The sequence below is a fragment of the Cellulophaga baltica 18 genome (genome assembly GCF_000468615.2).
Lineage (GTDB): Bacteria > Bacteroidota > Bacteroidia > Flavobacteriales > Flavobacteriaceae > Cellulophaga > Cellulophaga baltica.
The window spans coordinates 696,504-722,956 of sequence record NZ_CP009976.1 but is presented as its reverse complement, the minus strand read 5'-3'; the positions used below and the strand labels follow the sequence as shown (position 1 = coordinate 722,956).

At 34.4% G+C, this 26,453-nt stretch carries 19 protein-coding genes; 7 read left to right on the top strand and 12 right to left on the bottom strand.

The features are described from left to right. Position 1 precedes the first annotated feature (1 nt). Both M666_RS02900 and M666_RS02895 read left to right on the top strand, forming a co-directional pair. Positions 2 to 241, top strand: coding sequence for a NifU family protein (locus tag M666_RS02900; RefSeq protein WP_024479085.1), 240 nt, complete (start codon positions 2 to 4; stop codon positions 239 to 241). Between the two features lie 76 nt (positions 242 to 317). After that, the gene (locus M666_RS02895) at positions 318 to 647 is read left to right on the top strand and encodes a 2Fe-2S iron-sulfur cluster-binding protein (RefSeq protein ID WP_024479084.1); all 330 of its coding nucleotides are present in this window, start codon (positions 318 to 320) and stop codon (positions 645 to 647) included. A gap of 72 nt (positions 648 to 719) precedes the next feature. Here the strand turns inward: M666_RS02895 and M666_RS02890 are convergent, their stop codons facing one another. Further along, the gene (locus M666_RS02890; protein WP_029445015.1) at positions 720 to 2,456 is read right to left on the bottom strand and encodes an ABC transporter ATP-binding protein; all 1,737 of its coding nucleotides are present in this window, start codon (positions 2,454 to 2,456) and stop codon (positions 720 to 722) included. Between the two features lie 153 nt (positions 2,457 to 2,609). On the opposite strand from M666_RS02890, the gene M666_RS02885 reads away from it, so the two are divergent. Both M666_RS02885 and M666_RS02880 read left to right on the top strand, forming a co-directional pair. Next, positions 2,610 to 4,790, top strand: coding sequence for an acylase (locus M666_RS02885; RefSeq protein WP_029445014.1), 2,181 nt, complete (start codon positions 2,610 to 2,612; stop codon positions 4,788 to 4,790). Positions 4,791 to 5,147: 357 nt separating this feature from the next. Further along, positions 5,148 to 5,927, top strand: coding sequence for a hypothetical protein (locus M666_RS02880; RefSeq protein WP_151198019.1), 780 nt, complete (start codon positions 5,148 to 5,150; stop codon positions 5,925 to 5,927). A 76-nt stretch (positions 5,928 to 6,003) separates the two neighbouring features. Here M666_RS02880 and M666_RS02875 read toward each other — a convergent pair whose 3' ends face one another. The 4 genes from M666_RS02875 to M666_RS02860 form a co-directional block, all read right to left on the bottom strand. Then, entirely contained in the window at positions 6,004 to 6,822 is an 819-nt protein-coding gene (locus M666_RS02875) for a hypothetical protein (protein ID WP_029445013.1), read from the bottom strand. A 244-nt stretch (positions 6,823 to 7,066) separates the two neighbouring features. Beyond that, positions 7,067 to 7,717, bottom strand: coding sequence for a carbohydrate-binding protein (locus tag M666_RS02870; protein WP_029445012.1), 651 nt, complete (start codon positions 7,715 to 7,717; stop codon positions 7,067 to 7,069). 91 nt (positions 7,718 to 7,808) lie between these two features. Beyond that, positions 7,809 to 8,462, bottom strand: coding sequence for an ATP-binding protein (locus tag M666_RS02865; protein ID WP_029445011.1), 654 nt, complete (start codon positions 8,460 to 8,462; stop codon positions 7,809 to 7,811). Positions 8,463 to 8,531: 69 nt separating this feature from the next. Beyond that, positions 8,532 to 12,293 carry a ShlB/FhaC/HecB family hemolysin secretion/activation protein gene (locus M666_RS02860; protein WP_226989945.1) on the bottom strand — a complete coding sequence of 1,254 codons (3,762 nt, stop codon included), beginning with the start codon at positions 12,291 to 12,293 and terminating at the stop codon, positions 8,532 to 8,534. 184 nt (positions 12,294 to 12,477) lie between these two features. Here M666_RS02860 and M666_RS02855 point away from each other — a divergent pair, with 184 nt between their 5' ends. Beyond that, positions 12,478 to 12,906: a PepSY-like domain-containing protein gene (locus M666_RS02855; RefSeq protein ID WP_029445009.1), complete on the top strand. Its 429-nt coding sequence runs from the start codon at positions 12,478 to 12,480 to the stop codon at positions 12,904 to 12,906. Positions 12,907 to 12,909: 3 nt separating this feature from the next. Here the strand turns inward: M666_RS02855 and M666_RS02850 are convergent, their stop codons facing one another. Continuing rightward, positions 12,910 to 13,803 carry a metallophosphoesterase gene (locus M666_RS02850; RefSeq protein ID WP_029445008.1) on the bottom strand — a complete coding sequence of 298 codons (894 nt, stop codon included), beginning with the start codon at positions 13,801 to 13,803 and terminating at the stop codon, positions 12,910 to 12,912. A 113-nt stretch (positions 13,804 to 13,916) separates the two neighbouring features. On the opposite strand from M666_RS02850, the gene M666_RS02845 reads away from it, so the two are divergent. Then, entirely contained in the window at positions 13,917 to 16,298 is a 2,382-nt protein-coding gene (locus M666_RS02845; protein WP_029445007.1) for a cell surface protein, read from the top strand. Positions 16,299 to 16,303: 5 nt separating this feature from the next. Here the strand turns inward: M666_RS02845 and M666_RS02840 are convergent, their stop codons facing one another. The 6 genes from M666_RS02840 to M666_RS02815 all read right to left on the bottom strand — a co-directional run bounded on the left by M666_RS02840 (position 16,304) and on the right by M666_RS02815 (position 22,676). Further along, positions 16,304 to 16,687 (bottom strand): hypothetical protein, encoded by a 384-nt coding sequence (locus M666_RS02840; RefSeq protein WP_148307481.1) that lies wholly within the window; start codon positions 16,685 to 16,687, stop codon positions 16,304 to 16,306. A 7-nt stretch (positions 16,688 to 16,694) separates the two neighbouring features. After that, positions 16,695 to 17,114: a GreA/GreB family elongation factor gene (locus M666_RS02835; protein WP_025613820.1), complete on the bottom strand. Its 420-nt coding sequence runs from the start codon at positions 17,112 to 17,114 to the stop codon at positions 16,695 to 16,697. 32 nt (positions 17,115 to 17,146) lie between these two features. Next, the gene (locus M666_RS02830; protein ID WP_029445006.1) at positions 17,147 to 18,436 is read right to left on the bottom strand and encodes a Glu/Leu/Phe/Val family dehydrogenase; all 1,290 of its coding nucleotides are present in this window, start codon (positions 18,434 to 18,436) and stop codon (positions 17,147 to 17,149) included. 515 nt (positions 18,437 to 18,951) lie between these two features. Beyond that, the gene (locus tag M666_RS02825) at positions 18,952 to 20,271 is read right to left on the bottom strand and encodes a sigma-54-dependent transcriptional regulator (protein ID WP_029445005.1); all 1,320 of its coding nucleotides are present in this window, start codon (positions 20,269 to 20,271) and stop codon (positions 18,952 to 18,954) included. Positions 20,272 to 20,273: 2 nt separating this feature from the next. Continuing rightward, on the bottom strand, positions 20,274 to 21,362 hold the full coding sequence (locus M666_RS02820; protein WP_029445004.1) for a sensor histidine kinase: 1,089 nt from the start codon (positions 21,360 to 21,362) through the stop codon (positions 20,274 to 20,276). Positions 21,363 to 21,473: 111 nt separating this feature from the next. Beyond that, a complete protein-coding gene (locus tag M666_RS02815) occupies positions 21,474 to 22,676 on the bottom strand; it encodes a Pycsar system effector family protein (protein ID WP_029445003.1) in 1,203 nt (400 codons plus the stop codon). A gap of 55 nt (positions 22,677 to 22,731) precedes the next feature. Here M666_RS02815 and M666_RS02810 point away from each other — a divergent pair, with 55 nt between their 5' ends. Beyond that, complete coding sequence (locus M666_RS02810) at positions 22,732 to 26,445, top strand: metallophosphoesterase (protein ID WP_029445002.1); 3,714 nt, start codon at positions 22,732 to 22,734, stop codon at positions 26,443 to 26,445. Positions 26,446 to 26,453: the final 8 nt, after the last annotated feature.

The window sequence follows — 26,453 nt, the reverse complement described above, 5'->3', positions numbered from 1 at the left end:
TATGACATCAGAAGAAGTAAAATTAAATGTAGAAAAAGCGCTAGAAGAAATTAGGCCTTTTTTACAAAGTGATGGAGGTGATATTTCATTAATTTCTATAGATAACGATACTTCTGTAAAAGTTAGATTAGAAGGTGCTTGTATTGGGTGCTCTGTAAATCAAATGACTTTAAAAAGTGGTGTTGAAATGACCATAAAAAAGTATGCTCCTCAAATTGAAGAGGTAATCAATGTTGCTTAATTAGTTTTATAAAAATATAAAGTACAATTCCCTTAGTCTTGAAAATTACTACGGGAATTTTTAATAGGATATAACCATGGCCGATATAAAAATAAAAATCACAGACCGAGAAGGAGTAACGCATGAGGTAGATGCGCCAACAGATATGAATATGAATGTTATGGAATTGGTTCGTGCATATGAATTAGCTCCAGAAGGTACTATTGGTGTGTGTGGTGGTATGGCAATGTGCGCTTCTTGTCAATGTTACGTTTTAAATGATGTAGCATTGCCTGAAAAGTCTGATGATGAGGATGCTATGTTAGCGGAAGCATTTTATGTAAAAGATAACAGCCGTTTAGGATGTCAAATACACCTTTCTGAAGATTTAGAAGGGCTAGAATTAGAATTGGCTCCTGAGAGTTAATCACTAACAAAAAATTTTTAAAAGGCTAGTTTATGATGATCTTATCGTTTTAAACTAGCCTTTTTTATGCCCTTATATCCTAGCTTGGTAGGTAAATAAATTGTAGTAACGCCCTTCTTTAGCAATTAAGTCATCATGCGTCCCTTGCTCGGCAATTCGGCCATTTTCAATGACTAATATTTGATTTGCTTTTCGGATGGTACTTAACCTGTGGGCAATCACAAAAGTGGTTCTTCCTTCGGTCAAACTAGCCAAGCTTTTTTGAATTAAAGCCTCACTTTCTGTATCTAGATTAGAAGTAGCTTCATCTAAAATTAAAATTTTAGGATTAGCTAAAACAGCTCTTGCAATGGCGATTCTTTGGCGCTGACCCCCAGATAATTTTACACCACGTTCGCCTATTAAGGTGTCTAATCCTTTTTCGAATCGCTCTGTGAATTCATTTACATAGGCAGCTTCAACAGCAGCTTGCAATTCTTCCTCAGAAGCATTTGGTCTAGGGAATAAGATATTCTCACGAATGGTGCCTTCAAACAAGAATTCGTCTTGTAAAACAACACCAAGATTCTGTCGGTAGCTATTTAAATTTACTTTAGAAACATCATGGCCATCAATGGTAATTTTACCTGATGCCGGATTTAGAAAGGTAGCAGCTAAGCCTGCAATCGTAGATTTTCCAGAGCCAGAACTACCCACTAAGGCAACAACATTTCCAGACTTGACTTCAAAATTTATATTATGCAATACATCTTTGTCTTCTTCATAAGCAAAAGATACATCATCAAATATAATATCTCCGTCTATATTTTCTAAAACGATAGTTCTATTCTCTTCATCAGATTCTGGTGTCATATTCATTAACTCTTCCGTACGGTCTAGCCCAGCTAAAGCTTCGGTTAGTTGACTCCCAACATTACTCATCTGTACAATCGGAGCTACCATCAATCCTAATAAAAAAGTAAAAGTTAAAAATTCACCAATGGTGAGTTGGTCCATCATAATTTTATAGCCACCAATACCCATAATTCCAGTAGTGGCAATACCTAATAAGAAGGTGCTGGAACTAGTCATGAATGCGGTAGCTGTTAAACTCTTTTTTACATTTTGAAATAATTTATCTACCCCTTCTTCAAAAACCTTGCTCTCTTGTTCTTCAGCATTGAACCCTTTAATGACGCGTACACCGCCTAAGGTTTCTGTTAATCTGCCTTTTACTTCGGCATTGATCTTTCCTCTATTTCTAAATATAGGTCTGATCACTTTAAAAGCTTTTAAGGCTATTATTGCAAATATGGCTAAGGGTACTAATGTAAATAAGGTCATGGAAACACTAGTTTTTAACAATAAAATTAATGCAACTATAGCGGTTATAGATCCGCCTACCAATTGTACTAAACCTGTGCCTATTAGATTTCGTACCCCCTCAACATCAGACATAATTCTAGAAACTAATGCACCAGATTTTGCATTATCAAAAAAGCGAATGGGTAAGGAAAGCACCTTTTTTTGTACTTGAGCTCTTAATTCTGAGATTAAATATTGCGCTTGTACACTTAATATTTTTGTTAATAGAAAAGAAGTTATGGCTTGTACTAGTATAGCTAGCGCTACAACGCCAACTAATATTTTTAATAGGTGAATATCCTTATTAGGAATAATATCATCCATTAAATACTTAAGAGACATAGGGGCAACAAAACTTGCAGCTTTGCTAATTACAATTAATAAAAGTCCTATAAATACAAGATTTCTTCTAGGCCAAATAATTGTTTTGAATGCGGTAAGAATGCTAACTTTTTTTTCTGCCATGCTTGAGAATTATGATAAATAAATGAAATGCAAAGTTACTTTAAATTGATTGGAAATAGGCTTAGAAGAAGCTGCTAGGTTTTTTTTAGTTGAAAATTAGTATTTAACCACCAAGACCTTTATTTTCATTTCATCAACCTTAAACCTTTTCCAATGAAAAATTGTCTTTTGCTAATTTTTGTAATGACTTTGCTAAGTTGTTCTTCCGAATCAAAAAATAATGCTGTAGCAGATCAATATAAAAACTATGTTACCCATGTAGAAATTATTAGAGATGATTTTGGAGTGCCTCATATTTATGGGAAAACGGATGCCGATGCGGTATTCGGACTTTTGTACGCACAATGTGAAGATGATTTTAATAGGGTGGAACAAAATTATATCTGGGCCACAGGTAGGTTGGCAGAAGTAGAAGGAGAAGATGCTTTGTATAGTGATTTGCGGGCTAAACTATTCATGACAGAGGACGAGGCGAAAGCAAATTATGAGAATAGCCCAGAATGGTTAAAGAAATTATGTGATGCATTTGCTGATGGTATTAATTATTATTTAGAAACACACCCAGAAGTGAAGCCAAAATTGCTTACCCATTTTGAACCTTGGATGCCAATGTATTTTAGTGAAGGCTCTATTGGTGGCGATATTGAACGGATATCTAGTAGTAAGATAAAGGCTTTTTATGAAAGCGGAATGGAATTACCAAAACTTAAACAACTAGAACTAAAAAAGGTTGAAGAAATGGCAGAACCACAAGGCTCTAACGGAATCGCCATTTCAGGTAAACTAACCCAATCAGGAAATCCGTTGTTGTTAATCAACCCACATACCTCATTTTTCTTTAGAGGCGAAGTGCATGTGGTAAGTGAAGAAGGCTTAAATGCCTATGGAGCGGTAACTTGGGGTCAGTTTTTTGTGTATCAAGGCTTTAACGAAAAAACTGGATGGATGCATACTTCCACGTATACTGATGTGATGGATGAGTTTAAAGAAACTATTCTGGAGGTTGACGATCAATTGGTGTATCAATACGGTGAAGAATTACGACCAGTAACGGTTGGAGAAGTCATTCTCAAATATAAAGTAGGAGATAGTATTAAAGAAAAGAACGTGTCAACCTATAGAACACACCACGGGCCAATTACGCATATGGTAGATGGCCAGTGGACGGCTTCTGCAATGATGTGGGAACCTGTAAAGGCTTTAGAACAATCTTATATCCGTACAAAACAGACGGGTTATAAAGGGTTTAGAGAAATGATGGATATAAGAACCAACTCCTCTAATAATACCGTCTATGCAGATGCGGAAGGGAATATTGCGTATTTCCACGGTAATTTTGTCCCGAAGCGCGATACCATTTATGATTATACGCAACCTGTTGATGGGAGTAACCCTAAAACAGATTGGCAAGGTTTGCATACTGTTGATGAAAATATTCTGATTTTAAATCCTGAGAACGGATGGTTTCAGAATTGTAATTCCACTCCTTTTACAGCAGCCTTAGAATTTAGCCCTAAAAAGGAAGAGTATCCAAAATATATGTCTAGAGATCAAGAGAATTTCAGAGGGGTTCATGCCATTAATTTATTGACTGATAGAAGTGGGTATACCATAGATAGTTTAATACAATTAGCACACGATCCCTATTTACCAGCGTTTGAAAAATTAATTTCAGGCTTGATAGAGGCATATGATAAGGCAGATAAAACCAAAGAATTAGGAGCTCCAATAGAAGTACTTAGATCTTGGAATTTAAAAACGGCTAAAGAATCTGTAGCCATGACTTTAGCACATTATTATGGCACTATGTATGGCAAAATAGCAATAGCACCCAAGGGTTTTAGTGATATGGAGCGCTTAAATTATTTTGGTACAGATACACCATTTGAAGAGCGATTAAGGGTTTTCAAAGCAGTACTAGAAAAATTAGAGGAAGATTTTGGCACCTGGAATATGCCTTGGGGAGAAGTAAACAGGTATCAACGCTTAAACGGAGATATTCGTCAGGCTTTTAACGATAGTTTGCCAAGTATTCCTATAGGGTTTGCTTCGGGTAGGTGGGGCGCATTGGCAGCATATGGAGTAAGTTATACCAATGATACTAAAAAAATCTACGGGACTAGAGGCAATAGTTTTGTGGCTGTTGTAGAGTTTGGAGATAAAGTAAAAGCAAAAAGTATGTTGGCAGGTGGTCAAAGCGGAGATCCAAAATCGCCGCATTTTGATGATCAAATAGCACGCTATGCTGCCATGCAATTTAAAGACGTCGCTTTTTATAAAGATGATGTGTTGAAAAGAGCAAAGGAGACCTATAAGCCGGGAGAGCGAAAGTAGCGGTGCTATACAAAGCAGAGAAAGTGTAATGTGCCAGTAGGGGAAGAAGAAAAGTCAAACGATATAGGAACATTAGTTTTGGTTGCTTGTATGGTAAATGGTTTTGTAATATAGGATGAATTTGGAACCATAGATAACATTTAATCCGTATCTGCGAAAAATATAGTACTCTCAATGATCTTCTATTATATAAATAAAACAACACTAGGATATCTAGTAGGTCGTGGTGCTTTTTTTAGCCTTAGCTCTTTATGGATTGAGAAGTTTGTTCTTGAAATTTTAAAAACAGTAGTAGTAAGTAAATATATGTATTGCCTGTAATAGTTGGTGTTCATCGAAAATAAATACTAAATAAGTTTGGTTTACGTTCGCTTAAGAGCAACCAACCAACAAGCTTTTAGTATGATTGTATTCGGACATAATAATTTTAAAATAAAAAGTTTTTCACCAAGAGAACTAGGTATTCCAGAAAACCCAGGAGATCAAAAAATTACCTTAGAAGTACGTCAGCGTTATTTTCATTTATTTTGGATTCCGTTTTTTCCTATAGGTAAAGCCTATGTTGTTAGAAAAGAAGGTGATAGTAATATGTACGAAATGCCGCTTGAATTGCAGCATGTACTATCACAAAGAGATGATATAAAAACGCCTTGGTATTCATTTGCTCTTATCTTTTTGGCGCTATTTATTGGAGTGTCATTTTTCGGAAATGAAAAGATGAAAGATATCAAATGGGAAAATAGGTTCTATGTAGAACAGGCCAATCAGAAAATGCGCGTTAAATACCCAACGACTGGAGATTATTACAAATTTAAAGCCTTTGAATGCTCAGACACCAATAGCCGTCCGGCAGAAATCATAGTGAAAGTTATAGCTTATGATGAGGATAGCATTGAGTTCTCAAGTGCGTATATGAATATTTTAGATAGTAATCAATATTCCTATTCAATTCAATCGGAAATAAATAAAAATCTTGATTACCGCTATAATTCTTTTGAACTGAAGAAAGAAGACATTATGAATTCATTTCATAAAGAATACCGTGATTATGGTGATGATGTCGTTTTAAAAGATATGAATTGGTGCTATGTATTTAAAGGAATGGATAGAGAAAAACTTGATGTAGCGCAGAATTAAAATTTCAGGTATTTACTGGATAATAAAAAAGGACTAAATCTTATAAGATTTAGTCCTTTTTTTATGACTGTATTTTTTAATAATTGAGAACCTTGAAGTGTTTTTTGCATGCCGCTATTATAGCCTTTTTAATGTTGGTTCTGTAATCTTCATTAATTTTCTGAGATGGACTTTCATTCATGAAACCACCTTCGCGGTATTTAATTTGATCGCTGTTTGTTGCGGTAACATCAAACTTTAAAATAGGGTAATTCTTTTCAATGTCTATGGCAGTAATGGATGCAAAAAATAATCCAGAAGAGAAATTATCAGAATCATCTAATTTTGGATCCATGACACTATACCCTTCTATTACAAAGGCCAGGCTAATGTTTTTAAATTGCTCTAGTTCTTCTTCATTTAAGCTGGTACAGGTTATATCTAATGGGGTGTTGGTGCAAGAATATAAATCATCTAAGACGTCATTGATGTTTTGCTTTGCAAATTCATTATTCTCTTTAGCAATGAAAGCTGCAGATTTAGAAGGTTCGGTGCTTTTTTGCTTTGCTTTAAATTCAAAACTAGAATAGTTTACGCTTTTGCTTTTATCGGTGACAATATAGTTTGGAAAATTTATAAAATTAATTGCAGAACTTCTGTAAAAAAGGGTAGAATCAGTAGAGGCTTCTTTAAACGTATTCGTAGAATCTGCTAATTTATGAAGGCTGTTTATTTTGGAGATAATAGCAGCGCTATTTTCCTTGAAATACAAACCTTTGCTCTTGGAAAGTGTTTCTTTTTTTTCTTCGTATTCTTTTTGTGCCGTTAAATATTTCTTTTCATCCACTTCTGGATTTTTATCGACACAAGAAAATAATAAACTACTTAACAATAGGGAGGCAAATAGACTCTTCATTTGGCGGTTTTTATTGGTGGTTATAAAAGAAACGGCTCAAACTAGATATTATTTCAGAGGTAAAAGGCTATTGTAGCTTTTTTTTAGGGAATTATTTGATGTTTAATTGGGGTGATACCTAAGAATCTACACCTTCATAACAAATGAATTTATTTCAAGGTAAAGTGCTTATGAAAAGTAAAAAAGAAAGTATTGTTGGAGTTTGTAGCGATAGTGCTTTTTAAAGGGGATAATTATTATAGTATTATTCCTTGGTAACAATGAAAGTAGCAACGCTGCCTGCCGATAAATTCCATTGGTTGGCATAGAGTAATTTACCCTCATCATCGTATACATTAATTTGTGCTGTATTTGGGCTCGATGAACCTTCGTTTAACGCTTTAAATTCTATACGATTGAATCCTTGTTTAAGATCTACATTAACTCCTTTGAAAGCTCCCGTTAGAAATAATTTTGGATCAACAACTTCCCCGTTTACAGAGATACTTACTAAATCGCCATCTACATATTCATGATCACGACAAACAATACCTATAAATTTTCCATTGTTTTTGATATCCCCCAAATACATATTAGGAAAATGTTTACCCTGACTTTGACCAGAGTTTTCTCCAAATTTCGGATTTAATTTTAAATCCTTACCCGCCTGTACCAAATCTTTAGTTGGAAGCATGGAAATTTTTGGCTCTAAAGAATCCTTAGTATTGGAGTCTTCTTGCTTTCCTAATAGGTCTGGCATGTTCAGAGACAAGTTTGTTTTTTGCTCCGGAATCAATTTTAAATCAGTAGGGTTTTTACTTTCAATTTTTATAGGCTGTGCCTTGATAACTCCTTCTTGGGAGAACCCTGCTTGAAAAAGTAAACTACAACATGCAAAAAAGAATAACCGCTTCATAAATTAAAAATAGATGTTAGCTAATAGTAAATTTAGCAAATACCCTGCCAATGAATTTAAAATTGATGTTAAATTAGACCATCGGTACCTCTTAGTTCTCTTCTAACTCCGTAATTTTCTTTTCGTAAAGCTTTTTACTTTCTACAACAGCAACATTTAGTTCTTGCATAATACCATCTACACGTCCTTCGATACTTTTCATTTGGTCATTAATATTATCAAAAGAATTTAATGCAGCGGCTACTTCTAATGCTTTAACTACTTCAACAGCATCTCCGTGCAATAAGCGCAATTTCTCGATAGCTTTAGAAGTATTCGCAAGTGTACCGTTGTATTTTGTTCTAGCCCTATTGATAGCTTTTAATAAAGTTTTCTTGCTAGTTTCATCACTTAAACTATTGGTTTGAGTATCCATAGCGGTGAAAAGATTAGATGCTTTGGTTTTCAAATCTTCGTATTCTTTATTCAATTTCTCTACACGCTTGTTTACTTTTTCCCAATCCCCGTATACTTTGGCAAATTCTTTATCTTCATTTTTAGTGTCTTCTAAGGCGCTCTTTAAAGCGTTGAGAGATTCTAATCCAGAATTGACAATCTTATTTGCATTTTCTTTCTTGTTTTCAAAAGAGGATACCTGCGATTTGAATTTTTCTTTCAATCGTATTAAATCTTCCGGACTTTTATCTTTCCAACATGAGGTTAATGAGAAACAGATAACGATAAGGGTAAGGGATTTTTTGAACATGGTTATGTTTTTAAATAGACTGCTAAATTAGTCAAAATCAGCGCCTATTTAAAACTTAAATGCATTTGCCTAAAAATCAAAGCCAAATTTAAACTGAACCATGTTGCCCTCAACAGAATTAAAATAGCCCACATTTATAGTTAAAAAATTATAAGCACTTGCCCATACGCCTAAACCTTGTGAGGTATGCCAAACGTTAGAACTTTCATTGCTATTCCAAACTCTACCGTAATCAAAACCACCATATGCACCAAGATTTATAGGAGCAACCGCCGTCATATACTTTTTAATTCTAACTCTTAAATCTGTTGTTTCGTAGAAGTAAGTTTTACCAGTGAAACGTTCGTCTCTAAATCCTCTAAGTCCATTATTACCGCCTATGCTTGGCATGTTATAGAAAAAGTAGGTATCTCCGAAAGTTGTATTTACTTCTGCTTTTGTGTTGAACACTAAATCACCAGAGGAGATAAGTTTATGAGAAATACCAGCTTTAAATTTTAAGTATCCAAATTGATTATCATTTATTTGCAAGTTAGCTTTATACCCGGCATTTAGTCCAAACATAATAGATCTTGTAGGGAAATCTTTGGCATCATCATTATCATAATAAGCTTCTGTTTCTAGTCCTAAATATCTTTGGTTATCAAATAATTCTGGCGTAAAATTATTGGAATTAAAGAAGCGGTTGTTTTGCTCAATGACTTCAAAAGATTCATAAACACCTTTAATCTTTAACGTGTGATATGCGATACCGGCATCAATTCTTGTTTTTTCAATTCTGGCTCTGTTAAAATCTTTACCTAAATCATCATCTAAATTCGTAGTTTCATTTCCTACCCCAAAAAAGTTATTTGAAAACCGATCTGTGGAATGGTAGGCACTAATTTCTAGATTCCACTTAGGAAATATATTAGCAAATACGCCATAATAGCCTAATTCTATTGCTTTAAAACCAAAATAATAATTAGCAACAACCGTATGTTTCTGTCTAAAATCACCACGATTAAAGCCCTTGTTGGTATATACGTTTGTAGCACCTAGATAAAGTCCGTCATCTGTTCTAAATCCCAAATTAGGAACAAGCATATTGGTGTTTTCTTCAAAATAGCGCCAATGGTACATATTCGTATCATAAATACGCGTCATTTGTTTCTTAGGGTTCTCACCTTCAAAAATGCTAGTTTCATGTTTCCAATCATAGACTTTTAAATGCTTTTTATTTTTAATTTTAAAGGTGTCATCTCCATAGCCTCCTATAAATCTTATAAAAATAGATTTGTTGTCCTCTCCGGTAACTTCAAAAACATCATCATCGCCCAGGCCATATATCCAGAGCTCTTTGGTGTCTTTTTTGTTAAACGTTCGCTCAAATATTACAGGATTTTCTTCATCAGAAAGTATTCTTTTAATAACAACCTTTGTTTCGCCGTTTGGCAACCTTGTAATTTCAAATTTATCATCTTTTTCAGTACCGTGTAAGGAAACCATTTTGTCTAAATACTTACTATAAGCTTTAGCATCTTGCTTTAGGGTCATTAGGCGCAATTTTAGGTTGTCTCTAATTTCTGTAGCTGTAGAATCTTTAACTTCTTCCGGTAATTTGTTAAATGCTGCATCAATCTTAGACGCTGTTAAGTTGTCTTGAATAAATTGGGCTTCTTCTTCCCATATCTTAGCGTCATATTTAGTTAATATGGCTCTATCTAGACTGTTTCCATTGTTGTTTAACCATTTTACATCTTGAATGTCAGCATCATAAGATTGCCACATACGGCTCTGTGGAGCAAAAAGTTTTACGACCTTCAAAGCTTTGCCGTCAAATTTAGGAAATGCATTATCTCTATCTCTAGGAACGGGTTGAAACTCTTTGTTTCCATCGGTAGTTTCGTATTCTACCCATCTCCATTGGTCTTGGTGGCGGTCCCAATCGCCAATCAGCATATCAAAAATACGAGCTCTTATATAGGATTTTTGATCTACCGTATAGGATTCATCCTCTTTAATTTTTTCAAGCATATCTGTCGTACTCTCAAAATCTTTTATCGCTCCAGATTCATCAATTTCTCTTCGGTAGCCCTTATAATTCAATTGTTCGTCAGAAGGTCTTTCTTCTATAAAGTAAAGTTCATCTCCAAACTCATTATTTAAATCTCCTAAAGTTTCTTGTTTCGGAATGTAAAACAATTCAGGACTTGAGTGGTTTACTGCAATAGCTTTTGCTAGAGGGTTAATCACTAATTGCATGTAGGGATGAGCCGTGGTAAAGAAATCTGAAATAGTTTCTTCGGTCAAGGTATTTTTGTAATCATCTTCATTAAACGCAACACCTTTGATTTTAAATTTTAAATATTTTAAGGCATTTTTACGTAAGGAACGCATATTATATTCTTTGCCATTACTATCGGCAAGCCTTAAAGAGAATGATTGATGTCCGCCACCCTCTTTAAGTACTTTTAATCCGCCGTAAAGGGTATCTAGACGTGCAATTTTTGCGGTAACTGGCGTGGTAAAATAAGAACGATACCGTTGTCCCCATAAGAAAGTATAAAACGCTGTTTTATCATCGGCGTCCGGATTTTCTAGAATAGTAGTTTTTATAGTCTTTGCATTGTCTTCATGAAAGGCTAAGGAAATAGTATCCTTTTGTATTTTAGGTAATAGTGCCACATTTTTTTCTTCGTCATCTTCAGTGATGAACGTAACATCAGACGAGCCATCATCATAGTATACAAGTTTGGCAAATCCTCTTTTACCATATGTAAATTTACCCTCAAAATCTAAAGTGCCTCCAATAGAGCTTAAATTATCTTCACCGCGTTTTGTAGCAGATTTTTGACTCAATGATCCGCTAATTATTTGATGAATTCCACCTCCTGTTAGGTATTGTAGACTCTCTTCATGGCCAGAAACAACAGTTATTCTATCCGATGCTTTAGCTAATGAGCTAACCAGTATCCTTAAAAACTCATAAGGTCTTGAATTTAAACGATCTGATGAAAAAGCACCCAAATCTAAGACCGTATTTACTACGGTACCCACGATAGGAGCGGGAGTCATATGAGATTTAAACGATTTTTTACCCGCAAACTCCCCATTGCTAAAAATAGGCTGATGCATGGCAATCACAATATTTTTACCTTGTCCATCATTAATATAACCCTCTAATTCTTCTGCAAAACGCATACGCGTATTGATATCCGTACATTTTTTATTTATATTTTCTAATCTAGACCAATTACCTGTAAACCATTTAGAGTCGATTAAAATTAAATCTAAATCATCGTTAATAACTACTTGCTCAATAGGGCAAGCATTTTTAGGAAAGAATTTTAAAGCATCAGAATCTATCGCATCTAAGTATTTTTCAACCTTTTCAACATCGCGTGTGTTGTAGCTTTTCCATTCATTAACACCAGGTATAAAAATGGTTTTGCCTTTAAAATTTTCGGTTAATGCAATTTGTTCTTCTACCAATTTTTGATCGGTATTCCAATTGTTTTTAGTGGATGATATGTTATCGCCGGTAAAAAGAAGGGTGGTGTTTTCATCAGCAGTACTCAATTGCTTTTTTAATAATGAAGCGGCAGCTCTGTTTTCAGTAATGGCGTAGTCTCCATAACCTCCTGCAAGATAAAAGGTGTGTACTGGTTTTTTGTGGGTGGTGACAGGAACTTTATTATCAGTGCTTTCTTGCATTTTAAAGGTTGCACAACCATTTAAAAGCACTATAAAGATTATAAAAACCACTAATTGAGATGGATTTTGATAATAGGGGGTGCTTTTTTTATTTGATACTGGCATAACTTGGCTGTTGGTTTTCTTTAATGACATGTATTTTTATTAGAACAAAATTTAAATTGGCTAAGTCATTTTATGTGTTCTTAGGGCGAAGATATAGGACAGTTAGGTATTTTTTTTGCTTACCGTGCTTTTGAGCTAGTAATCGTTTTTTTTACGTTAACTTTTCAGGAAGCTAATGGGTTTCTTCGCAACTTAGAATTTAAAAAAGAAAGCCATGAGAAGCTGTTTGTTATTTCTGACTTTATTTATTTCGGTAACGTATATGAGTTGTCAATATGAGGATGATGCTGTGCCGAAAACGGTAAAAGAAAATTTTAAGGCAAAATATCCAAAAGAGAATGATCCTGATTGGGTAACCGATAAAAATGATAATTTTGAGGCTAGTTTTAAGAAGGAGGGTGTTCATTATAGAGCGGACTTTAGCCCCAATGGAGATTGGATAGAAACCGAGAACAATATAGACAAGAAAGACTTACCAAAGGTTATTCAGGATATCATAGATACAAAATACGGTGCCTATAAGATTGTAGAGATAGAGGAGGTAACTCACCATCAAAAAGGATTCTTTTATGATGTTGAAATAACTAAAGATGGTGAGAAACAAGATGTAGAGTTTCTAATAAATGGTACAATTATTAATTAGACTTTAGTTTTTATAAGCACTTAATTTCTGAGGGCCTTCGAGCAAAACACGCACAACTCTTAAGGTGCCATCTTCGGTCGTGGAGATATGCCATTTTATTAAGGAAATACTTCCGTTTTCAATTTCTAAACCTGTTATGCTACGGGGATGAACACAACTTCCATCATTAAAAAAGGGAATGTCTTTTGGTTCCGGAAAGCGTGGTCTATGTGTATGTCCTACTACAGTAATAAGTAGCTTGTTTTTTACAATCCAACGTTTAATTCGACGTTCAATTTTAATTAATTCCGTATAATTTTTTGCGGGACTGGTGGGGTCTGCAATACCCCAAACTTGTAAAGGTTTCCAAAGTACACGCACCAGAAATCTTCCACAACGCCAAAAGGTGTAGTTCCACCAATCTGCTTGATGACCATGCGTTAAAAATACCTCCTGATTGGTTGTTTTGTGTTTTAAAACAATAGCTTCATTGTAACTAATATCTTGAAAAAGTTCTTTTTCACAGCCTTCAATAGGTTCAAAATAACTATGTAAATTTTGCTTTACATAGGCATCATTCTTATACACCATATCATGATTACCCCATATCATATGCAATCTGCCTCGAATATGAAATTCTCGAAGTAATTTAAACACATTCTTATGGGCGTTAAAGATTGATTCAAATTTTGAATTTTCCCATAATTCATCTCCATCCCCTAATTCAAAATACTCAAATCCTTCCTTAAAATAGTATTGTAGTGCATGGAAATAAATGTTTCTATTATTGGCGAAATCATCAGCAAAACTATTGTCTCCGCGATGACAATCACTAAATAATATAAATTTTGAATCATCATCGAAAGGCACCGTTTTGGCATTTTTATACGCTCGTGAAAGTCTGGTACTTGAAGACATAATAGTGTGTTTATATAAAGTTCTAAAAAACTAAGGTATCTAAACAAATCTAAATACTAAAGTTGTGGATTTTCTTTTGTAATTTTACAGGCTCGATAACGACCAATGAAGATATGATAGATAAGTTGCAATCACCACTTAGTCAGATGATTAGTTTTAATAAGATATTAGAACAATATGACCTTATGGCTAAAAGTGACGATAGTTATCTAGCTAATAAAGCTAATTATATATTAGCGGCTCAAGCACCCTATCCCGAGCTTCGGGACGGTTTTACCGATGTTACTTTACTACAAAAGCATAAAGACGTTATAAAAATTATTCTTCAAGACACTTTTTCAGAGGTGCTTACCAGCAATGAAATCAAGGCGGCATCATTGCCTTTTGATAATATTGTGTTCAATTCATCTGAACGATTTAAGCAAATTCTTGAAGATGCTGGTGGAAAAGAATTTTTACCACACATGCGCGATTTACCGGAGCACCATTTATATGTGTTAACGTGCACGGTAATATTAAGCACGTATTATGGGCAAACCATAGATTTTAAAAGACCTTTTTTCTACGATATTCCAGATAAAAATGGGGTCATGCGTCATTATCGCATTTTGTATAATGCCGATTTTATGGAAATTCTTCCGACGGAGTTATCAAAAGAATTAACCAGTGAAGATATTGATGAGCTTTTAGAGAATTTTGATAATCTTGCTTTATGGCAAGAAAAGATTCCGCCACAAAGCTTTATCGGTAAAGGTTTTGTGATTTCTTCTATGTTTGATGTAACTAATGAGCATGCCATCTCTGAAATAAAATCTAGCTTAATTGCTAATGATAAGAGAGGTAGTGAGAGCTTCATGTTTAATTTGCAAGAGACATTTAAGTCTTTCTTTAGTATTTCTGATATACGTGCTGGTTTTGTTACCTATAATCCGAAGAAAGATCAATTTGAAAAAGTATTTGGAGTAGGAATGGAGAGCTTTATACTTCAAGAGAAAGAAGTAGAGCCTTGCACAGAAGCGCTATGCCAATCTTCTTATAATAAGCTTTTAAATGAAAACGGGTATTTCACAATTTCAGATGTAGATAAATATTTTGATATTTCTGGGGGAATAATGCCTTACAAGAGTTTAAAAGAACAAGGTATTAAGAGTGTAATTTTTGCACCGATTGCCTCAAAAGGAAACTTATTGGGGGTATTAGAATTGGTTTCTACACAGCGAAACGGGCTTAATAGTGTAAATGCTAATAAGCTAGAAGATATTATGCCTTTTATTGTAACGGGTGTTTTGCGTTCTATGTCTGAAGAAGAAAATAGGATAGATGCTATCATACAAAATGAATGTACTTCCGTACACTCTTCTGTCTATTGGAAATTTAAAGAAGAAGCTAAACGTTTTATTACCGACGGTTTAGAAGGTAGACAGCCTTCTTTTAAAGAAATTGTTTTTAAAGATGTTTACCCATTATATGGTCAAATAGATATTAAAGATTCTTCACTAGCAAGAAATACGGCTATTCAACGGGATATTATGATACAGCTATCAGATATCAATAAAGTATTAAATGCTGCTTGGCAAAGAAATAAACTGCCTGTTTATGAGGAGTTAATGTTTAGAATTGACAACTACATAGATGAGGTTAAAGAAGTACTAAATACAAATATTGAGCAGGCCGTTTTTAATTTTGTTCAGAACGAAATTGCACCAGTTTTTGAGCATTTGAAAAATAAAGATTCTGAATTACTCCAAATGATCACTTCGTACGAAGCAAGCATAGACATGGGGACAAAATCATATTATGATCACCGTAGGAACTATGATGAAAGTGTTATGATGATCAATAAAAAACTATCTTCTGTTATTGATAAAAAGCAGAAAGATGCTCAGGCTATGTTTCCGCATTATTTTGAGCGCTACAAGACTGACGGTGTAGAGCACAATATGTATATAGGTGCTTCTATTGTAGATGACCAAAAATTTGATTCACTTTACTTAAGTAACTTAAGATTGTGGCAATTGCAGGTTATGTGCGAAATGGAAAATAAGCACTATAATTTAAAGCCAGAACTTTCTGTGCCCTTAGATGTAGCATCATTAATGTTAGTTTATAATACGTCTTTGGCTATTCGTTTTAGAATGGATGAAAAACGTTTTGATGTGGATGGTACCTATAATGCCCGATACGAAATTATTAAAAAGCGTATTGATAAATCCTATATAAAAGGAACAACGAAGCGGATAACAGAACCGGGTAAAATGGTTATTGTTTATGCTCAGAAAAGTGATGAGCTAGAATACTTACGTTATATAAAATTCTTAAAATCTAAAGGCTATTTTAGTGGTAAATTAGAAATTGTAGAATTAGAAGGATTGCAAGGTGTGGCAGGCTTAAAGGCTATACGCGCAGATATCATGTATTCTGTAAAAGATGGTGTAGATGCACATCAAGATAAGATGTACACCTACGAAGATCTTATAGATGAGCTCAAAATATAAGCAGCTTAGGTAACTTTAAATTTGAGTAGACTATCATATATTTTAGTTTTTAAAGCATAACATAATTTCATGTGCTCTAAATATGATACTCTATTTTTTTCATGATTATTCAAATAATACGCATCGCACTGCATGTTATCACATTCTTTCATTTTAGACATATTGCTTTCACAGCGATACAAAATGCCTAATTTTAGAGTGTTTCCTCTTTTTAAAGTTTGAATCAATTGATTAATAGTGTTGTCCTTGAGTATTTTATGTTCAATCTCTGTAAAATACTCTAATTCAGTATTGATAAACTCTAGCTGTTCTATCCAGTTTTCAATCTCTGCCTTATCTTTTTTTAAGAAAATTAAATGGTCTGACTCTGTAGGGTTAAATGTCCTCATTATTTTTTTATAATAAAACATTAATATCAATTTGACTATTTTTCTGCTCTACCCTAGATACTGTTAATTGTTGTTCGCCAGTAGGAAATTCCCATAGAATGGTATCACCCTCTGCGTAACCAATGACAGCGGCTCCCATAGGGGTAAGAATAGAAACCTTATTGTTTTTTAGGTCGCTATCTTTTGGGGTAACCAATTGAAATTCTTTTGTCCAACCATTATTTGCTGTAATAGTTACCACAGAATTAAAGCGAATAACGTCTACCGGCATCTCTTCATGGTCACAAATCTTAGCAAAACTTAATTCTTCTGATAGTTTTTTGATTGATTTTTTAAACGTAATATCTCTATGGTAACCAGATAAGTGCAAGAACCGTTTTAGCATCACGTATTCTTTCTTTTCAATTGTTATAGTTCCGTATTTCATCTCAATGCATTTAAATTGTAAGTACCGTGCTATTAAGGGAAAATTCCTCGTTGCACGTACGCAAGTTCTAATCGTTCAATGGCAATTATGAAAGCTGCAGTTCTCATATCAACATCTTTCTTTCTTGATGTTTCGATCACCTTTCTAAACGATTCTTCAAGCTTTTTTTCTAGTTTTTCAAGAACTTCATTTAGTTGCCATATTTCTCCATTTCTATTCTGCAACCATTCAAAATAGCTACAAATTACCCCGCCAGAATTACACAAAATATCAGGAATAATATCAGTACCCTTTTTTAATAATATTTTTTCAGCGTTTACATCGGTAGGCCCATTGGCACCTTCCGCTATTAAATATGCTTTGATAAGTGGTGCGTTTTCTTCTGTAATTTGATTGCCTAACGCTGCAGGAATACAGATGTCACAATCAATACTAAAGAAATCTTTGCTAGCTATGGGTGTTGTATTTGTAAATCCAAGAATGCTGCCGTTGTTTGCTTTCGTATAGTCAAAAAGTTGCTCTACGGCTATTCCGTTTTCATTACTAATACACCCGAACTGGTCTTGAACAGCGACTAATTTAGCACCTTCTTTTTCAAGAAAATGGGCGGTCCAGTATCCTACATTTCCAAAACCTTGAACAATAAATCGTTTGTCTTTTAATGTTATTTTTTTATCTAACGCCCAAAATTTTATGTTCAAAAATACCCCGTACCCTGTGGCGCGATCTCTTCCTTCAGAACCACCGGCACCTAACGGTTTGCCGGTTACCACGTGCATATTTTTTGAGCGTTCTGCAGGTGCCTTTGTAGACATATAAGTGTCAAGAATCCAAGCCATGGTTTGAGGGTTGGTATTTACATCTGGAGCAGGAATGTCTAATTCAGGTCCTATATTGTCTCCTAATGCATATGTAAACCGTCTTGTAATACGCTCCAATTCTGAGGAAGAGTACTTAGATGGGTCTAATTGAATGCCTCCTTTAGCACCACCATAAGGTAGGCCTGCTAACGATGTTTTCCAGGTCATCCACATAGCAAGGGCTCTCGCAGCATCAATATCTACCGTAGGATGATATCGTAAACCACCTTTATATGGGCCTAGTGCATTATTATGCTGCACGCGATATCCTGTGAAAACTTCTACTTCGCCGTTATCCATTTTTACAGGAAAATGTACCACTAATTCATTATTGGTAATTTCTAGTATTTTTCTAATGTTAGAGTTTAAATCTATAATATCAGCGGCATTATTAAATTGTCGCATTACATTATCTAGCATGCCTTGCTTTGTAGCTTTTACAACTTTTTCTTTTGCAATCATTGTTTCTTTTTTAGACTAATACCTGGGTGTTTGAATACGCATAGTTAGGTATTCATTAAAATTTAAACGTTCCGTAAAATGTTCATACTCGCCGCAAGAACTAATGTGTTCTTGATTAGAAGTAAGTACACAATATTTTTGATGTGTACAGGTAGAACAGATGCTATTGCTATATTTTTTCATAAGCGATCACTAATTATAAGTTTTAATAATCTACCTGACTTTCACTAAACCGAAGCCTAGTATCCGAAAGCCAAGTAGATATCATCAATCAACCACGATTATGATGGTGGTTTCAAACAAAAATTTGAAACCTGAAATTCATAGTCTTACTGTTAGCAACATTTTCAAATATGAATACTATAGCAGTAGGCAAGTTGCGTGCCATTGAATGTTTGATATAGCGAAGTAATTGGCATTGATTTGATAATCAATACCTTATTTGTATTTTTAAAGAAACCCCTAATACTGTTATTGAGGAAAAAATACCCATTTGGGTATATTAGTATCAGTCCTTATTTTATTTTTTCACGAAGTGTTTTGCGATCTATTTGAAGAATTTCTGCCGCTTTTGTCTTATTGTTATTTGTAGAAAGGAGTACCTTTTTTATGTATTCCTTTTCTATTTCTGCAAGAGGTTTAAGAGTGCTTTTAGGGAATTTTATTTTAAATTTTAAATTTTCAGGAAGGTTTTCAACATCAATAATACCATCGCTCATAATTACAGCATTTTGGATAACATTCTCAAGTTCTCTGATGTTTCCTGGCCATGAGTATCGTTCAAGAATAGTGAGTGCTTCTTGTGATATATTTAAAATCCTGTCTTTATATTCAATACCATATTTTCGAATAAACTTATCCGTAAGTAATCTAATATCATCTTTTCGGTCTCGGAGTGGCGGTACTATAATTTGCACAACCGTAAGGCGGTAATACAGATCTTCTCGGAATAATTTCTGTGCAATCATTGCTTGTAAATTTTCGTTCGTTGCGGCAATAATTCTAACATCAATTTTTTCTACTTTTTGAGCACCTACTTTTGTAATTTCTTTTTCTTGTAGTGCTCTCAAGAGTTTCGCTTGCACGGCTAGAGAAGCATTTCCTATTTCATCTAAAAATAAAGTACCATTATTTGCGGCTTGAAAAAATCCGTTTCTATTTTCATTGGCGCCAGTAAATGCTCCTTTAGTATAACCAAAGAGCTCCGCTTCTAATAAGTTTTCTGGTATTGCAGCACAATTTACGGCAATGAAAGGTTCTCTAGCGAATTTCCCTGAATAGTGAATAGCTCTAGATACTAGTTCTTTTCCTGTACCGCTTTCACCTTGAACCAATACCGTGGCTTTATTATCTTTAACTCGGTTAATTGTATTTGTAATTTTTTTGAACGCGGGAGAGTTACCAATCATGTCAGAATTTAGATTTTCTACACTTCTGATGTTCCTCAAAGGAGGTTTAACGGTTTTGTTTTCGATACTTTTTTTTACAGCGAGTTTTAGTTCTTCTTTGGTAAAAGGTTTGGTCAGGTAATCTGTAGCTCCAGATTTAATAACATTCAATGCGCCATCGACAGAAGGGTACCCAGTAATTACCAATTTTGGAATTTTCGGATAATGTTCAGATGCATATTTAATAAGTTCTAAACCATCTACTTCTGGCATTTGAATATCCGTTATTAGTAAATCTATTGCTGTATCTTTTAATATATATAATGCTTGCTTTACAGAGACCGCTTTATAAATATGGTAGTCGAGCAATTGTAAATGGCGTTGTAATAATTCAAGGATATTGATGTCGTCATCAACTATTAAAATATTTTCTTTAAGTAATTCCATGCCTATAATTTTGGAAAATTAACAACAAAAGTGGCGCCTTTTGGCTTGTTTTGAGAATAGGTAATTTGGCCCTTGTGGCTTTTAACGATTCCGTGTACTACGCTCAAACCTAATCCAGAACCTTCTCCAACGGGTTTAGTGGTAAAGAATGGTTGAAATATTTTTTCTTCGTTGACTTTAGATATTCCAGGACCTTCATCAGAAATACTAATTCTTACCTCATGAGCAAGTTCTTTAACTTTAATGGTGATGGTAGTGTTAGGAGGGGAAAAATAAATGGCATTCATGATTAAATTGAATAGTACTTGCGTTAATTGAATGCTATCTGCCTTCAATTGAATATTTTCTTTATTAAACGAAAGAGCATAGTTAACTTTACTTTTTTTAAACGTGAGATCTAGCAGGTTTAAAACATCTGAGATTATTGGATTAACAGTGAGTTCACCCATTTGTTGCGGCATTTCGCAAGTAAAAAACATTAATTTTTTTACTACTTCTCTTGAGAATATAGCGCTATCTACAATTTTATCTAAATCTCGAATTGCATTTTCATCCGTAAGGTTATTTCTTAAAAGTTCTGCAAAACCTAAAATATTAGCCAGTGGCGTGTTTAACTCATGTGCTATTCCAGCGGTTATTTCGCCTAGTATATTGAGTCTGTCAGAACGTTCAACTTGTCTTTTGATGGCAATTTCATTTTCTCGTATTTGTTTTTTTTCTAGAAGATTGCCTATAGCTAAGCTTACATTATTTAGTAAAGTAAGTTCCTCTTTTAAAAAGTCTTCCGATGTAAAATTGGTGGCAGGGTATCCTACGGTTATATGCCCATCAATTTTATTAAATACCTTTATAGAAGATTTCAAGGATACTAGTTCTGGTATTATTGATGCAGACGTTACATGGTACTGGTCACAGGACAATGATACATAAGCATCCTCATCATAACGCATTGCTTTTTTTAAGCAATCAACAATGGCTTCTAATGAAGTTTCTAATTGGTTATAGTCACAATTAACTATTATAGAAGTTACCTCATAGAGACAAGTAAGTTCCTTTATGCGTTCTTTAAGTTTTTCACCTGTGGTTGCCATTGAAAATTTTATTTAATTCAACTAAAAACAGCACAGAATTATCTTAATGGAAGATAGTCTGCAAATTAAAATGGTGGTTGATAGGGAAAGGTTTTTTTAGATAGAAAGCTACTAGGTAGGCAATTCTATAATTCGTTCAGGACCGTAGAATTTAAGAGCTACGAAAAAAGCAATTACAGAGAGCACCATACCAATCATAAAAATGGTATAAGTCCAACGTAAAAGCTTGTATTTTTTGTCTAGAACTAAGCCTAAGAAATATAAATCTTTAGTTAATGAGGAGTATACATATTCTTGGTCCTTGATCAATTCCTGAATAGCCCACTCATAATCTTCTAATTTCATTTTATGGAAATTTCCAAAAAATAAAAGGTTTACCTTTTTATTTTCTACATCCTCTTTATTAAACTCTCCGCTGGTAACATTGGGGCGGGTAGCTAAAACAGACATAATCATAGATGTAACACTGAAAATAACAAATATAGCAGCGGGTATCACTAAATAATCATTGCTTGGGTTGTCTAGTTTTGGAATCAAATTTGCTAAAATTAAAGAGATAATAATAGCATTTACCGATAGTAAAATGTTTGCTTTCGTATCCGCAATATCACTCAGTTTTAAGTGGTTGCGCATAGTTACTCTGAACATGGTTTGAATACCACGTTCTGGACTTTTATTTTTTAAGCTAACCTTAAGCTTCTCTTTTTTAACAAGCTTATTGTTTTTTTTCTTTTTCTTTAATAAGCCTTGAAGGTTTTCGTCCTTAATTGGTTGCCAATTTTCTTTGGCATATGTAGTGTAATAGTGGTGTTGGGTTCTAAATAATTCAATATTCTTATCGCGCCATTCCTTGCGTGTAAAAGAGGCTATTTCTAGAAGTGTAAGCTCTTCTCTAAGAAGTTCAGAAGTCTCCAGATAGCTATGCTGTCCAAAATGAGAGCAATCTGCGTCTTTTATTATTTCTTCACAAAGATTTTTTGGGCTATGCCCCATTTTTGTAGCTAAAATCAAACCACATACAGTATGTACTAAATTGGCATCGCAGTTTAAACCTTCTAAGAAAGTTTTAGCAAGTTTAGCTCCGTGCTCTTCATGGTCTGAAGAACTTACCGTATATCCAATGTCATGAAGCCATGCAGCAATAGTGATTGCGTTACTTTCTTCGTCCTTTAGGTTATAGAAGTTTAGTAATTCTTTAGTACTTTTAACGACTCTTTGAGTGTGTCTAAGATTATGATATAAAAATTTACTATCTAATTTTTTAGTTAGTAAATCCGTAGCATACTCTTCGGTTTTGGATAATATGTCGTTCATATGAATCATGATTAAAAGTCCAAATTACAAATTTTATAACTCTTTACTTGCTGCTATGCGTAAACATTTTACTCTTATCGTAATTCTTTTGTTTTTTTCAGGATGTGCTACTTACCATGCTAAGTATAAAAATATTGAAGATCGTCAAGATACACCAACAGCTAAAGAGGTATCTCATACCTTTTATTTGATTGGAGATGCAGGTTTGTCACCTTTAGGAGGAATGAATCCTGCGTTAAAGGCATTTAAAGAGCGATTGAATGTAGCTGATAAAAACAGTACGGCTATTTTTCTAGGTGATAATATTTATCCTGCAGGTTTGCCAGATCCTGTAGATTCTACTCTGGCATACCGAACAGCCGCAAGCCACTTAAATGCTCAAATAGCAACGTTAGCTAATTTTAAAGGAAATAAGTTTTTTATTCCAGGGAACCATGATTGGTATACCGAAGGATTAGTAGGGTTAAAGAGAGAACAAGAATATATTCAAGAGAAATTAAATAGCGATGATGTTTTTTTTCCAGAAAATGGATGTCCTATAGAAACTATAGAAATTAATGAGGATGTAGTGGTCGTGGTGATCGATACAGAATGGTATCTTACCAATTGGGATAAACGCCCAGATATTAATGATAAATGTGATATTAAGAGTAGAGATAAATTTTTGTTAGAAGTAGAAGATGTAATCAAAGACAATCGGGAGCGTACTACCATAATTGCGATGCATCATCCTATGTTTACTTATGGTTCTCATGGTGGTCAAACTACGTTAAGGCAACAATTGTATCCCTCCAATAAAAATGTTCCTTTACCTATACTTGGTTCTGTGGCTAACGTCCTTAGAAAAACAGCGGGACCATCTATTGAGGATAATAACAATAAGATGTACCGAGAGCTGCGTGATAGAATTACCACATTAGCCCAGTTTTCTGATAAAGTAATTTTTGCCTCTGGTCATGAACATACTTTGCAATATATCGTTGAAAAAAATACTCCACAGATTGTAAGCGGCTCGGGATCAAAGAAGGGACATACAAAATTGCTAAATGGTAGCGAGTTTTCAACTGGGCAAATGGGCTATGCTATCCTCGACGTTTATAAAGATGGTTCCTCTAAGGTACGTTTCTATGGCTTGAATGATGATTTATCTGAAGATTTTCTTTTTGGGACGGAAGTATTAAAAAAAGATAGGTTTTTAGCTGATACGGTATACAGTGAAAACTTTCCCGCTACCGTAACCTCTTCTATTTATACTGCGGAAGAAGTAGATAAATCTAAATTTCATGAGAAAATTTGGGGAACAAAATATCGAAAGTATTATGGAACCAAGATAACGGCTCCTACTGTAAGGTTAGATACTTTGTTTGGGGGCCTTGTGCCAGTAAAAAAAGGAGGCGGTCATCAATCTAAATCCTTGAGGTTAAGAGATGAAAGTGGTAAAGAATATGTTATGCGCGCTATTCGTAAAAGTGCAGAACTCTACCTTCAGTCTATGGCATTTCAGGATCAGTACGTCGTAGATGATTTAAGAGACACCTATACAGAGAAATTGCTGGAAGACTTTTATACGGGAGCGCATCCTTTTGCTCCTTTTGCAGTGGCAACGTTGTCTGATGCTGTAGATTTGTACCATACCAATCCTGTTCTCTATTATGTACCCAAGCAAACAGCCTTAAAAGAGTATAATGATACCTTCGGTGATGAGCTTTATATGATTGAAGAGCATGCTGGTGATGGTCATGGAGATTTAAAGAGTTTTGGGTATAGTGATGAATTGAAAAGTACCGATTCTATGCTCGAGGATTTACGTGACGATGAAAAATATAGCGTAGATACTAAACTTTATATTAGAGCGCGTTTATTTGATATGGCCATTGGCGATTGGGATAGGCACACAGATCAATGGCGTTGGGCAGAATTTAAAGATAAAGACACCAAAAAAGTAGTCTACAAGCCGGTGCCAAGAGATCGGGACCAAGTATTCTCACAAATGGGAGATGGGTTATTAATGAATGTTGCGACTAGAATTATCCCCGGATTGCGTTTAATGGAAGGTTTTAATGATGAAATTAGAAGTGTGAGAGGATTTAATTCCTCGCCTAAAACCTATGTGTTAGATATGGCTTTATTGCCAGAAACTACAGAAAGTGAATGGATAGAACAAGCGAATTATCTGAAAGCAAATATTACCCCAGCCATTATAGATGAAGCCTTATTAGCTTTCCCAGAAGAGGTGAGAGATGAGAAAGTAGCAGAAATAAAACATACCTTATTGGCACGTTTGGCAGGGATAACAGAAACTGCAGAAACCTACTTTTCTATCTTGAATAAATTTGCGGTAGTTACCGGTACTGATAAAGATGACTGGTTTGAGATTAACAGAATTAATGAAAATGAAACTGAAATTAAAGCGTACAGAAATATAGGCGATAAAAAGAAAAAACTGTTTTTCGAAAAAATATTTAATAAAAAAACAACTAAAGAAATTTGGGTATATGGCTTGGATGATGATGATTTGTTTGAGGTGAAAGGAGTTAAAAACAACGCTATTAAAGTACGATTAATAGGAGGGCAGAATAATGACATTTATGATATAGAGACTTCTAGAAATATCAGTATTTACGATTATAAAAGTAAAAAGAATACGTTTAAAAAAATAAAGGGTACAAAAGTAAAGTTGATGGATGATTATACCGTGAACACGTATCAACCATTAAAAATAAGAAATAGCACAAACCAAATTATACCTACTATTGGTTTTAACCCAGATGATGGTGTCAAAATTGGTTTTCAAAATACGTATACTTATAATGGGTTTAGGCAAAATCCGTTTACAGAAAAGCATGATATTATGGCATCGTATTATTTTGCTACCAGTGGTTATGATGTTGCTTATAAAGGAGAATTTGCGCATATTTTTGAAAATTGGAATTTAGAAATTGCTGCGCGATTTACCAGCCCTAATTTTGCGATCAATTTTTTTGGTTTCGGGAATGATACAGAAAATTTCGATGATGATTTTGATCTAGACTATAATAGAGTACGTATTGAAACCATAAAGTTTGCACCTTCATTGGTGTGGAGAGGAAGATTAGGAGCAAAGTTCAAAGCCGGACTTATGATAGAATCTATAGAAGTAGAAGAAACAGCTGATAGATTTGTGAATGAATTTTACCAAGAAAATGGGGAAGAGACCACAAATCGTTTTATTGGTAGCGAAGCGGAGTATACCTATGAAAATAAGGATAACCAAGCTTTTCCAACCTTAGGAATGGCTACGGCGCTAAAAGCTGGTTATAAGACCGATTTAAATGATACGGATAATGGATTTGCTTACCTTATTCCTAGCCTGTCCTTTGATTATAAGTTAATACCTAGCGGAAGACTTGTTCTTGCTACAAAATGGAAAGGACATTTTATTGTAGGAAACGATTTTGAATTTTACCAAGGGGCAAGTATAGGGGGGGTAGATGGACTTAGAGGGTTTAGAAATCAACGATTTACAGGAAAATCTTCTTACTATCAAAATACAGACCTTCGTTTTAGCTTAAAGAAAATGAGAACTAGTATTTTACCCACCGCAATGGGACTCTTTGCAGGGTTTGATTATGGTAAGGTATGGATGCCTACTGTAGATTCTAATACGTGGCATACCTCTTATGGAGGTGGTTTTTTCTTGAATGCCGCAGACCTGCTATCTATTAACTTAGCTGTTTTTAATAGCAAAGACGGACCAAGGTTTAGTTTTGGTCTAGGCTTTGGATTCTAGGTACCGTA